Source organism: Neobacillus ginsengisoli (genome assembly GCF_030813055.1).
Genome location: NZ_JAUSTW010000010.1, coordinates 57,563 through 70,071, shown reverse-complemented (window position 1 = coordinate 70,071; position 12,509 = coordinate 57,563). Strand labels below are relative to the sequence as shown.

The 12,509-nt window shown below is 39.5% G+C and carries 12 protein-coding genes; 11 read left to right on the top strand and 1 reads right to left on the bottom strand.

Features of this window, described 5'->3' with window-relative positions:
• The first annotated feature begins 44 nt into the window (after positions 1–44).
• From dcuS to J2S10_RS23695, 6 genes are all read left to right on the top strand, one after another.
• The gene (gene dcuS, locus J2S10_RS23720; RefSeq protein WP_307413040.1) at positions 45–1,646 is read left to right on the top strand and encodes a DcuS/MalK family sensor histidine kinase; all 1,602 of its coding nucleotides are present in this window, start codon (positions 45–47) and stop codon (positions 1,644–1,646) included.
• The gene (locus J2S10_RS23715) at positions 1,643–2,350 is read left to right on the top strand and encodes a response regulator (RefSeq protein WP_307413038.1); all 708 of its coding nucleotides are present in this window, start codon (positions 1,643–1,645) and stop codon (positions 2,348–2,350) included. Before dcuS ends, J2S10_RS23715 begins: the two co-directional genes overlap by 4 nt.
• Before the next feature lie 274 nt (positions 2,351–2,624).
• Positions 2,625–3,830: an NAD(P)-dependent malic enzyme gene (locus J2S10_RS23710; RefSeq protein WP_307413036.1), complete on the top strand. Its 1,206-nt coding sequence runs from the start codon at positions 2,625–2,627 to the stop codon at positions 3,828–3,830.
• A gap of 42 nt (positions 3,831–3,872) precedes the next feature.
• Complete coding sequence (locus J2S10_RS23705) at positions 3,873–4,055, top strand: YolD-like family protein (protein WP_307413035.1); 183 nt, start codon at positions 3,873–3,875, stop codon at positions 4,053–4,055.
• A gap of 163 nt (positions 4,056–4,218) precedes the next feature.
• On the top strand, positions 4,219–4,755 hold the full coding sequence (locus J2S10_RS23700) for a DUF1697 domain-containing protein (protein ID WP_307413033.1): 537 nt from the start codon (positions 4,219–4,221) through the stop codon (positions 4,753–4,755).
• 214 nt (positions 4,756–4,969) lie between these two features.
• Positions 4,970–5,524: a thioredoxin family protein gene (locus J2S10_RS23695; protein WP_307413031.1), complete on the top strand. Its 555-nt coding sequence runs from the start codon at positions 4,970–4,972 to the stop codon at positions 5,522–5,524.
• A 38-nt stretch (positions 5,525–5,562) separates the two neighbouring features.
• Here the strand turns inward: J2S10_RS23695 and plsY are convergent, their stop codons facing one another.
• On the bottom strand, positions 5,563–6,189 hold the full coding sequence (gene plsY / locus J2S10_RS23690) for a glycerol-3-phosphate 1-O-acyltransferase PlsY (protein WP_307413029.1): 627 nt from the start codon (positions 6,187–6,189) through the stop codon (positions 5,563–5,565).
• Between the two features lie 108 nt (positions 6,190–6,297).
• Here plsY and J2S10_RS23685 point away from each other — a divergent pair, with 108 nt between their 5' ends.
• From J2S10_RS23685 to rlmD, 5 genes are all read left to right on the top strand, one after another.
• Positions 6,298–7,080: a class I SAM-dependent methyltransferase gene (locus J2S10_RS23685; protein ID WP_307413027.1), complete on the top strand. Its 783-nt coding sequence runs from the start codon at positions 6,298–6,300 to the stop codon at positions 7,078–7,080.
• An 87-nt stretch (positions 7,081–7,167) separates the two neighbouring features.
• Positions 7,168–7,800: a pentapeptide repeat-containing protein gene (locus J2S10_RS23680; protein WP_370876274.1), complete on the top strand. Its 633-nt coding sequence runs from the start codon at positions 7,168–7,170 to the stop codon at positions 7,798–7,800.
• A gap of 197 nt (positions 7,801–7,997) precedes the next feature.
• On the top strand, positions 7,998–8,939 hold the full coding sequence (locus J2S10_RS23675; protein WP_307413146.1) for a diacylglycerol kinase: 942 nt from the start codon (positions 7,998–8,000) through the stop codon (positions 8,937–8,939).
• A gap of 238 nt (positions 8,940–9,177) precedes the next feature.
• Positions 9,178–10,641, top strand: a complete 1,464-nt coding sequence (locus J2S10_RS23670; protein WP_307413023.1) for a nicotinate phosphoribosyltransferase — start codon at positions 9,178–9,180, stop codon at positions 10,639–10,641.
• A 471-nt stretch (positions 10,642–11,112) separates the two neighbouring features.
• Entirely contained in the window at positions 11,113–12,483 is a 1,371-nt protein-coding gene (rlmD, locus tag J2S10_RS23665) for a 23S rRNA (uracil(1939)-C(5))-methyltransferase RlmD (protein WP_307413021.1), read from the top strand.
• The last annotated feature ends 26 nt before the right edge of the window (positions 12,484–12,509 follow it).

The window sequence follows — 12,509 nt, the reverse complement described above, 5'->3', positions numbered from 1 at the left end:
AGATGATTGTCTCCTTCCGGGGTCTTACTTTATAGGAGGAGAAAATGAAAAAAGGAAGATGGAGTTTACAGTCAATCATAATTATTTTTGTTTGTATTGTTGTAGCTGTTTCACTTCTCATAACAGATTTACTTATCAGTAAAAGGGTAGCATTAAGTGTCGAGAATGCTCAGGCAGAAAAAGCAAGAAATGTTGCTCGAATGGTGGCTCATAGTCCTCTTGTCATTGAAGCCATGAACGGTAAACGGAGTGAAAAGGAAATCCAGCCGTTTGCAAATGAAATTAGAGAGGTTACAAATGTTAATTTTGTTGTTGTGATGGATATGAAGGGGATACGCAAATCCCATCCGGATATTAATCAAGTAGGGAAGCATTTTATTGGCGGGGATGAAGGTCCTGTTCTAAAAGGAAAAGAGCATATATCCTACTCAAAAGGAACCCTCGGAACTTCATTACGTTCGTTTACACCCATTAAGGATCCAGAAGGAAAACAGATAGGGGCAGTCGCAGTCGGGATATCTCTGGATAATGTAGAAAAGGCTGTCAATAAGAGCAGAATGGGTATTTATATAGGTACATTAATTGGAATTTTAATCGGTGTTCTCGGAGCAATTGTTTTAGCCAGGTATATTAAAAAAATCTTACATGGGTTGGAACCGTTTGCTATTGCCAGGCTTTTTGAGGAGCGAAGTGCTATGCTGCAATCGGTTCGTGAGGGCATTGTTGCAGTTGACCAAGAATCAAGGATTACCCTTGTCAATCGAGCTGCCCTAAGGTTGTTCCAAAAGGCAGGATTGAGTGAAACGCCTATCGGGTTAAATATAGAAGAGTATATGCCTACAACTCGCTTAAGCAAGGTTTTAAAAACAGGCAAAGCAGAATTGGATGAAGAACAAAATTTAAATGGTATTTCCATTTTCGTAAATCGCGTTCCCGTCGTAGTTGGCAAAAAAACCGTGGGGGCTATAGCTACATTTCGTGATAAAACTGAAATACAGTTACTAGCGGAACAGCTGACAGGAGTACGAATATACGCAGACGCGCTTCGTGCACAAGCGCATGAGTTTATGAATAAACTGCATGTCATTCTGGGAATGGTGCATATGGGGTATTATGACAAATTAGTAGAGTTTATTAATGATACAGTAAACCATCGACAAAACGAAATTGGCTTTGTTACAGGAAAGATACAGGACCCAGTGTTAGCGGGTTTTCTTATTGGGAAACTAAGTTTTGCAAGGGAATCAGGGGTAGAGTTATATGTATCGTGTGACCATCCGTTGCCACAGCCTGAGGATTCCCATATCACGCATGAGCTAATCACGATTGTTGGTAATTTAATTGATAATGCAGTCGAAGCTGTGACCAATTGTTCTGTCAAGAAAATTGACGTAAAATTCGAGTATGGGGATGAAATTCTTACAATAGAGGTAAAAGATACAGGAACAGGGATGAGTGAAGATCTGCAAAACAAAGTTTTTCAAAAAGGATTTTCAACAAAAGGGGAAAATAGAGGTTTAGGTTTGTATTTAGTCTTTCAAGCGATGGAAAAATTAGAAGGGGAATTAATTATTTCATCTAAGTCTGGAAAGGGAACGATGTTTGCTGTGTATCTACCATACAAAGCGGAGGGGGAGAGCTTTTGATCCGAGTGATGATTGTAGAGGATGATCCAATGGTAGCGGGATTTAATAAAAGCTATCTGGCAAAAGTGGATGGATTTCAACTGGTTGCGATGGCTAGTACAGTAGATGATGCCATAAAGATCATTGAACAACAGGAAATCGATCTTATCCTATTGGATATTTTTATGCCAGGGAAACATGGACTTGAGTTGTTAACCTACCTGCGTGAAAATGAGAAAGAAACGGATGTTATTATCATTTCAGCAGCCTCAGATATGGATAGAATTAAAAAAGCATTAAGATACGGAGTAGTTGATTATTTAATTAAGCCATTTGAATTTGAGCGTTTTAACATGGCGTTAGCAGCTTACCAAGAGAAAACAACGTTTATTCAAAAACAACAAGTGATTAATCAGGAAGAGCTTGACAATCAAATTTTACGTAGAGAAGAAAAAGCTATTCTAGAGGAGCTTCCCAAGGGATTAACAAAAGATACATTAAAAAAAATCTGGGAAGCCATTCAGTTAATGAAGGAAGCCCCGTTTTCAACAGAAGAGATTGTAAAACATGTCGGAATTTCAAGAGTTTCCACACGAAAGTATTTAAATTTTTTAAAAGATATTGGGATTCTTGAAGTGAAAGTGATTTATGGGACGATCGGAAGACCTGTTTACAATCATGAATTAAATAAATATAAAGAACATCTTATCAAAAATTTTTTGTAAGCAGTTTAAAACACTGCTTGCTTTTTTTAATTTCAAAAAAAATTATTAAATTTACATAAACTATGAAAGCGTTTTATTAAATATTATGATGTAGACATAAAGGATTGGGGTGTCCCTGGTCCAGTCAAGAATTGGCGGTTCCTCTACCGTTATATTGGCAATATTATTAATGAAACTACTAAGTTAAAATTTAATCATTTTTGTATTTAAAACAATTAAAATCTACCGGATAAACATAGAGTGCTTAGCCTAATGATAGAAGGGGAAGGTTTCAATGAATGAAAGAGACATAAAGGAACATGCATTACAACTTCACAAAGAACTGGTTGGAAAAATAGAAATTGTCAGTAAAGTGAACCTAACCAATGCATATGATTTGAGTTTAGCTTATACACCAGGTGTTGCTGAGCCTTGTAAGGCTATTGCCCAAGACAGCGAGGCTTCCTTTGAACAAACAGGGAGAGGAAATTTAGTCGCCGTTGTGACAGACGGAACAGCAGTATTAGGCTTAGGAGATATTGGCCCGGAGGCTGCAATGCCAGTAATGGAGGGTAAAGCAGTATTGTTTAAACAATTCGCAGGAGTAGATGCTTTTCCTCTTTGTTTAGCTACAAAAAATGTAGACGAGATTGTAAATATTATTAAAGCATTAGAGCCAACTTTTGGCGGGATTAATTTAGAGGATATTGCATCCCCAAGATGCTTTGAAATCGAAGAACGATTAAAAAAGGAATTAAACATACCAGTATTCCATGATGATCAGCATGGTACAGCTATTGTTGTGTTAGCGGCTCTTCTGAACGCTTTACGACTTATAAAAAAGAGTATTTATGAAGTTAAGATAGTTCTTAACGGTGCGGGTTCTGCCGGCATTGCCATTGCCAAGCTTTTGTTAAAGGCAGGATTTAAGGATCTTACGCTTGTAAGTCTAGAAGGAATTCTTTGTCCAGGTGAAGAGTGGATGAATGATAGGCAAGAGAAAATAGCAGAGGTAACAAACCTGCGAAGGTTGCGTGGAACATTGCAGGATACTATTAAAAATGCAGACATATTTATCGGGGTTTCAGGACCGAAGGCTATAACGGGGGCTATGGTAAGAACAATGAATAAAGATGCAGTCGTCTTAGCGATGGCTAATCCAATACCCGAAATATATCCTGAAGAAGCGTTGGAAGCCGGTGCAGCAGTAGTCGGAACAGGCCGCTCTGATTATCCTAATCAAGTAAATAATGTGTTGGCCTTTCCTGGCATCTTTCGAGGAGCTCTCAATGTCCGCGCTACAGATATAACAGAGGAAATGAAACTTGCGGCCGCATATGCAATAGCAGGTCTTGTAACGGACAAGGAACTTAGTGCTGATTATATTATTCCCAATGCCTTGGATAAACGGGTTGCAGCCCGAGTGGCTTCAGCCGTCTCTGAGGTGGCTATCGAAACAGGAGTTGCCAGAAAAGGATCCAGCCTGGAAAAAATCAATTAAACCATGTTATCAATACAGATATTTTAGAAAGGATATAAACTGATGATTCTCAAAGCATTAAGTAAAAATCGCTTAATTACAATCATTTATTACAAAAAAGGTTTATTACAAACATGTAAGGGCTGCATCAGCAATCTTAACCTTACTGAACAAGTGCTTTCTTTAAAAGATGAACAGGAACAGATCTACTCCATTAGTTTATCAAGTATTAAGGAGATTTATTAATTTCTTTGTAAATGATTAAAAGGTAATACGGTAAGAGCCAGTAAGATATAATTTGCTAAAAAAGTAAAGAAATAGATTTTTAAAATAATATCAAAAAATCGTTTAGTTTGTCTTCAAAATGGTAAGATTTAGAGAAGACTAATAAATAAGTGAGGCCAAGGAAATGACGATTTACATTGCGCTTTTACGGGGCATCAATGTCGGCGGACATAAAAGGATTAAAATGGCAGATTTAAAGCAGCTCTTAGAAACAATTGGTTTACGGAAGGTGAAAACATATATCCAAAGCGGGAATGTTTTGTTTGAATCGGAAGAGGAAGCAGATCTGCTGCGCCAACACATTGAAGAAGAGATCAATAAGACGTTTGGTTTCCCTGTACCGGTTATTTTAAGAACGGCGCTGGAATTTGAACGGATTTTCAATAATTGCCCCTTCCCGACAGAATCATTACCTGAAGGAGAGAGCGTAAATGTAGCATTTTTATCAGGGATACCTTCCGAAGAAGGAATTGATTATTTGCGCACTGTTGAAAGCGGAAGGGATGAATATAAAATCAAAGGTAAGGATGTATATCTATATTTTGGTCAAAGCATCCTTGATTCAAAGCTGGCGGCCCAGCTGCCAAAGTTAGGTGTTGCAGCAACAGTCCGCAACTGGAAAACAGTCACTAAGCTGGCTGCAATGGTAAAAGATTTGTAGAGTTAAAAAGAAAAACGCTCGGCCAAATGAACTGCACCCCAATTGTTAGACACAATCTAACAATTGAAGGTGAATTTCATTTAAATCCGAGCGTTTTTTACATGAGTTAACTGATCTTTAAAATAGAAATGTTTGTGTTCCTTGGCAGGCAGTTACATTGTTAGTTGTGCTTGAAACGATTATCATAAAAAGAAAATGTAAGGAGTGTTTGATGATGGGATTAAATGAATGGTTTCAAAAAGGACTGACTAGAGACCAATACATAAACTCGATGACTAAAAATAAAGATGAGATGCTCTCTATTTATGAGGGGTTTACGTTAACGGATGAAGACAAAAACAGATTGGAGTCTTTAAGAGCAAAAGAATTGAGGGCGATTGTATTAACAGAGGATTGGTGCGGGGATGCCTTACTTAACAACCCAATTTTACTGCGGGTTGCGGATGCAGCTGGAATCGATATTCGTTTCGTGCTTCGTGACCAAAATCTTGAGTTAATGGATCAATACTTAACGAATGGTACGTCAAGGGCGATTCCTATTTTTATTTTTATCGATCAAGAAGGAAATGAAGTTGGAGTTTGGGGTCCAAGGGCACCTGAGATGCAGGCGCTTGTGGAAGAGAGGCGAGCTGCCTTGCCTGATAAAGATGCGGCAGATTTTCAGGAGAAGCAAATGGAAATGTATAAACATCTGGTGGCTTCCTATCAGAAGGATGGGTCCATTTGGAAAACTGTTGCAGACAGCATTATCGGTACTCTTTTTATATGAAAATGAATCCCTGGCAGCCATTGCTGCCAGGGTCTTTTTTACATTTTAAAGCCGCCGCCTTTGGGAGGGATACGGTCCTTGTTTAGATTTTTATCGGTAATTTTTGGTTCAATGCCAAGAATGAAATTTCGGATGTTAGAGCGGTGGAGGAAAATCAAAAATAAAGAAAAGAATAAAAAGATAAGTTCAGACTCTAGCTTGGGTGAAAGGAAAGCATAGGTAAGAATGCTAAGACCAACAGAAAGGGAGCCCAAAAACACATACTTTGTTAACAAAATTACCAAAAAGAACGTAATATACGTGATGAGGAACAAGGGGAAATTGGCAATTATTAAAGCCCCGGCTGTTGTGGCGATTGCTTTTCCTCCTCTAAAACCTGCGAGGATGGGAAAGCAATGACCTAAAACCGCAGTAAACCCAAAATATAAGGGTTCAGTTTCAAGGTTGAAGTAGATGGGCAGATAGGTGGCAGCAATTCCTTTTCCAACGTCTACGAGCAGAACAAACAGGGCTGCTTTTTTCCCAAGAACCACTAAGGTATTAGTTGCCCCGGGGTTTTTACTGCCATGATCACGAATATCTACCCCATAGACCAGCTTGCCCACAATTAAGGCAGTGGGTATGCTTCCAATCAGGTAAGAAGCTAGAAGTATCAACCACAACATAAGTATCATCCTTTGTCAGTTATTCTTTCTAATTAATAGCATTTTTCCATATTTAAGTGGTATTATTTTGTTGAAATCTCATTTTTCGGCAATCAAAGGAGCATAAACATGAAACCAATTGATTTTGGTCAAGTTGCTAATAGCTATGCGAAGTCAAAAGCAGATATACCAGTAAACCTGATGGATAGTCTGTTGATTCGGAATATAAATTTTGCAGGAAAAAAGGTCGCAGTTCTCGGTGCTGGAACGGGTGCGCTAACAAGAAAAATTGCTTTGAGAAACGCTGATGTAATTGGTGTAGAACCATCCAAAGAATTATTGGAACAAGCGAAAATTTTAAATCGAATGAAGAATTTTTCGATTCCTTATCAGCAGAGGAATGCGGAGGATACAGGGCTGCCAGCTTCTGAATATGATTTTGTAACAGTTATTTGGGAGTGGCACGGGTTCAACCGTGAGAAGGCCATTTCAGAAGTAAAACGGATTTTGAAGGCAAATGGGGCATTAATCGTCATCGATACAGGTTTCCTAACTGGTTCTGTAGCTGTGGAAAAGACTTTTGGGGTTTTAGATAAATATGTAGGGGGCAGCTTGCAACCAGCAGGATCAAATGCGGAGACTAGGCAGTGTATTAACGGCTTCCCGGTTGAGTGGTTCGAAGAATGGACCCGGAACGGTTTTGAATTGAGGGACTTTTACAGGATGAATTATACAGTCAGCTTTACGAAGCTAGAATGGGTTGGACGTGTTGATTCCATATTGCGACTTGGTGGCTTTGATGAATCAGAACGTAAAATGGTACTTGAGGAGATATATCGGGCATTACCAGAGCAAGATTCATACGTGGTCCCACATGAATGCAATGTTTGTATTTTAAGATTAGTAGAATAGCGTTGCTGCGACTAGTTTATAATTAAGGAAGAGAGAGGGCAGAAGGTTGTCCTCTTTCAAATTTTATAATGGCAGAGGATGATCTTTTTGAAAAACAAAATTCAACAGCCGAAAATTCCCTCAAGTCTTACTCAGATAAACTTTGACGAACGAGAAGAAGATTATATTTATGCCTCGATCATCAGCGATTGTTCCATTATTGGCGAGGATATTGAAAAACTACGCTTTGAGGAGGTAATATTTAAAAATGTTACCTTTATCGATGTCTCTTTTAGATACCTTCAATTAACAGATTGTCTTTTTGAACGTTGCGACCTGTCAAATGCAAATTTTAATGATGCGATAATCCACCGAACGGAATTTAAAGAATCAAAGCTATTAGGGTTGAATCTGGGAGATTCGACCGTTCGAAATGCATTATTTGCACAGTGTAATATGAATTTAGGAGCATTTGGTTATGCAGATTTGAAGCAGGTGAAGTTTGATACTTGCTCCCTGCGAAATGTTGATTACTTTGAAGCTAAGCTTGATAAGGTGGATTTTAAAAATTGTGATATTAATGAGGTGAATTTTACGGGAACCTCATTAAAGGGAATAGATCTAAGCAGCTGCACATTTAGCAGTCTAAATGCATCTCTGAATAGTTTGGCAGAATGTACAGTTTCCCCGGAACAGGCAATTGGATTTGCTAAGTTATTGGGGTTAATTATTAAAGAATAACGTGCGAGACATATCGCTCGTTTTTTTTTTGCAAAAAAATAAAAAAACGGTATGATAATAGACGGAAGTAAAAGGAAAGAATAGTATTTATGGCTTAGCAGAATGTTTGAAAGGTTTGATATTCATTGGTAGAATATAGAAACACCCTTCTGTTATGAATGCCAATAGTTGATTTCAAATAATAGGATGATGAAATGATGAAAAGAGCAAGACTTATATACAATCCTACATCAGGACGGGAAATTCTTAAGCGCAATTTACCGGAGATTCTTGAAAAGTTGGAGAGGGCCGGATATGAAGCATCGTGTCACGCCACAACCGGGGCAGGAGATGCGATTCAAGCAGCAAAGATCGCTGTTGAGCGCCGGTATGATATTGTCATTGCAGCCGGCGGTGACGGAACGATTCATGAAGTGGTCAACGGTCTTGCAGAACAGGAGTATCGGCCGAAGTTGGGAATTATCCCCGCAGGTACAACGAATGATTTTGCCCGTGCGCTGCAAATTCCAAGGGATATCGGAACCGCTGTTGATATTATTACAAAAGGGGATATGATTCCCGTTGATATCGGAAAAATCAATGATAAATACTTTATTAATATTGCCGGCGGCGGCAGAATCACAGAGCTTACATACGAAGTGCCAAGCAAATTAAAAACAATGCTCGGGCAACTGGCGTACTATTTAAAAGGAATGGAAATGCTTCCTTCCATTAAACCATCAGAAGTTAGAATTGAATATGACGGGAAACTTTTTGAAGGTGAAGCGATGCTATTTCTTGTGGGACTGACAAATTCAATCGGTGGATTTGAAAAGCTTGCACCGGATGCGTCGATTAATGATGGGTTATTTTCATTGTTAATTTTGAAAAAAATCAATCTTGCCGAGTTTATCCGAATTGCCACTTTAGCCGTTCGCGGTGAGCATGTAAATGATCCGAATGTTATTTACACCCAGGCAAATCGTATTAAAGTACATTCTAGTGAAACAGTGCAGCTTAATTTAGATGGGGAATTCGGCGGCTTGCTTCCATCAGAGTTTGAAAACCTGTACCGCCATTTGGAGGTATTCGTTCCAATCGATGATATTCGCCCGCTGGACCGCCCTACTGATTGGGTGCCGGGACAAAGATACAGTTAACAAAAGTTCGTTCCAAATGGGGCGGACTTTTTTCTGTGATGTGAAAAAGGAAAAAAAGGTACATGTCTAGAATTATTGAGTATAATGAAAAAAAGACAATCGTCGTGGCAGGACATTTGTGGCGATAGATGCTTCTAGGGCATTTTGCACAATCGCCGGTGGCTATGGTTAAATAGTCTTTTAAATGGTAGAATGGTTAATAATGTTGAAAAAGCTGTATAGTATTCGGGGGTCAATTATGAAACACATTTATCATGATGATAGTTTTACTCTGCATACAGATCTTTACCAGATTAATATGGCAGAGACATACTGGAGAGATGGAATACATAATAAACGTGCGGTCTTCGAATTATTTTTCCGCAAGCTTCCGTTTGGAAATGGCTATGCTGTTTTCGCCGGATTGGAAAAGGTGATTCAGTTTATTCAAGGTTTCCGTTTTAGCGAAGAAGACCTTGAATATTTGAAAAATGAAGTTGGGTACAAGGATGACTTTTTAGAATATCTTAAAAATATGCGTTTTACAGGAACGATCCGTTCCATGAAAGAGGGCGAGCTCGTTTTCGGCAATGAGCCGATCATTCGAGTCGATGCTCCGCTCGCAGAAGCACAATTAATCGAAACAGCTTTACTTAACATTGTGAATTACCAAACATTAATAGCGACTAAAGCTTCACGAATCAAGCAGGTTGTCGGCAGTGAAGTGGCAATGGAATTTGGGACAAGACGGGCGCAGGAAATGGATGCAGCCATCTGGGGAACACGTGCAGCGTATCTTGCCGGCTTTGAAGCTACCAGTAATGTAAGAGCGGGAAAAATGTTTCAAATCCCGGTTTCAGGCACCCATGCCCATTCAATGGTACAAGCCTATAAGGATGAATACACAGCTTTCCATAAGTATGCAGAAACACATAAGGACTGTGTATTTTTAGTAGATACGTATGACACATTGCGTCTTGGCGTGCCAAATGCCATTAAGGTGGCAAAAGAATTAGGAGATAAAATTAATTTTATCGGGATCCGTCTGGATAGCGGTGACCTGGCCTATTTTTCAAAAGAAGCTCGCAAAATGCTGGATGAAGCAGGTTTTAAGGATGCAAAGATTGTGGCATCAAGCGATTTGGATGAATATACGATTATGAATTTGAAATCCCAAGGGGCAAAAATCGATAGCTGGGGAATCGGCACGAAGTTGATTACAGCATATGATCAAGCTGCACTAGGGGCGGTTTATAAAATTGTTGCCATTGAAGGTGATAATGGCAATATGGAGGATACAATTAAGATTTCCTCCAATCCGGAAAAAGTAACAACTCCAGGACTGAAGAAAATTTACCGAATTATCAATAATACGAACCACCATGCTGAAGGGGATTACATTGCGATGGAGGAGGAAAAGCTGCCTGAGAAGAAGCTTAGGATGTTCCATCCAACCCATACGTACATGAATAAGATTGTTACCAACTTTACGGCAAAAGAGCTTCATGAGAATATTTTTAGTAATGGAGAGCTTGTTTATGAAATTCCATGCCTTGAAGAATCACGTGAATATTTGAAGCAAAATCTTGAATCGCTTTGGGATGAGTATAAACGGATCATGAATCCGGAGGATTACCCGGTTGACCTTAGCCAAAAGTGCTGGGATAACAAAATGGAAAATATCGAAGAGGTTAAAGAGAAAGTTGTTGAGATGAGAGATTAGAAGGAAGGGGCGTCCTAGGGGTAGGGCGTCTTTTCATTTGGCTCTTTTCTAAAAGATTGTGGCTTTTTGTAATAGAAAACGGTTATCCCCAAATGGAAATGGCTTTTTCGCAAATGAAAGCTGTTTTTCGCAAATAAAAGCAGCTTTTCGCAAATGAAAGCGGCATTTCCGCAAATGGAAGCACATTTTTTTGCAAATAAACTCTGCATATCCACAAGTAAAGGAAGCCTATCGACTTGAAAATATTTAGTTTTGTAGCAAAAACAATATTAACAAAAACAGACTTTCATTTTTAAAGGGAAATTCAGAATTTTAGTATTTAGCCTTCTTGAAAATGGGTATTTTGCTGGATTATTTGTGAAACTCGGCGGAATAACCTTGTTTAACAGAAAATCACTCCCGTCCATTTCATACTTACCCTCATAGTATGTTACAATTTTTCTAGTCAAAATAGCGCAAAGGAAGAAATCGATGAACAAAATAATACCCGTACAAAAAAATGACTATATAGATGTAGTTTTCGAAGATTTAACCCATGACGGAGCAGGTGTAGCGAAGGTTGACGGTTACCCGCTGTTTGTCTCCAATGGTTTACCGGGTGAAAGGGCGAAGGTAAAAGTCATTAAGACTGGAAAGGGTTACGGTATTGGGCGATTAATGGAGCTTTATGAAAAAAGCCCTTATCGGGTTGATATTGCCGGTAGTGACTCCCATATGTATGGCGGCTGCCAATTGGAGCATATCAGCTATGAAGGTCAGCTGAAATATAAGGAAAATCAAGTCCGGCAAGTGCTGACCCGCATCGGCAAACTGAAGGATGTTAAAGTTCATCCGATCTTAGGAATGGCGGAACCATGGCACTACCGAAACAAAGCCCAAGTCCCTGTGGGAGAAAAAGACGGGAAATTGATTGCCGGTTTTTTTAAACCAAGAAGCCATGAAATCGTAGATACGAATGAAAGTCTGATTCAATTGCCGGAAATCAATGAAGCGGTACAGGCGGTGAAGGAAATTTGCAACGAACTCGGGATAGCTGCCTATCAAGAAGAAACCCATAAAGGAGTTCTCCGCCATATTATGGCACGTTTCGGTAAGCAAACGGGGGAGCTCATGGTGGTGATTATTACGAGAACGGCGGATATCTCTCAGAAAAATAAACTGGTGGAGGCAATCCGTGCTCGACTTCCTAAGGTAAAATCGATTGTTCATAATGTCAATTCAAAACGTACAAACGTTATTTTAGGTGAGAAAACCACCGTTCTTTGGGGCAATGAAGTTATTTATGACTATATTGGAGATGTGAAATTTGCCATCTCCGCTCTGTCCTTTTACCAGGTGAACCCTGTTCAGACAAAGGTGTTGTATGATAAAGCGCTGGAGTATGCCGACTTAAGCGGGGAAGAAAATGTGATTGACGCTTATTGCGGCATCGGAACGATTTCTTTATTTTTAGCACAAAAAGCCAAAAAGGTATTTGGCGTGGAGATTGTCCCGGAAGCGATAGAGGATGCAAAGCGGAACGCGGCAATCAATGAAATTTTGAATGCCGAGTTTGCTGTTGGGGAAGCGGAAGTTGTGATACCAAAGTGGTACAAAGAAGGAAATACTGCAGATGTACTTGTGGTAGATCCGCCGCGAAAGGGTTGTGACGAAGCTTTGCTGCAAACCATCATTGAAATGAAACCGAAAAAGGTTGTCTATGTATCCTGTAATCCGGCTACCCTTGCGCGGGATTTAAGGGTTTTAGAAGATGGAGGATACAAGACGGTGGAAGTGCAGCCTGTGGATATGTTTCCGCAGACGACGCATGTTGAGGTAATTGCAAAGATTGAGCTTAGATAGATTGCTTAAGGGGACAGGCACTAGTT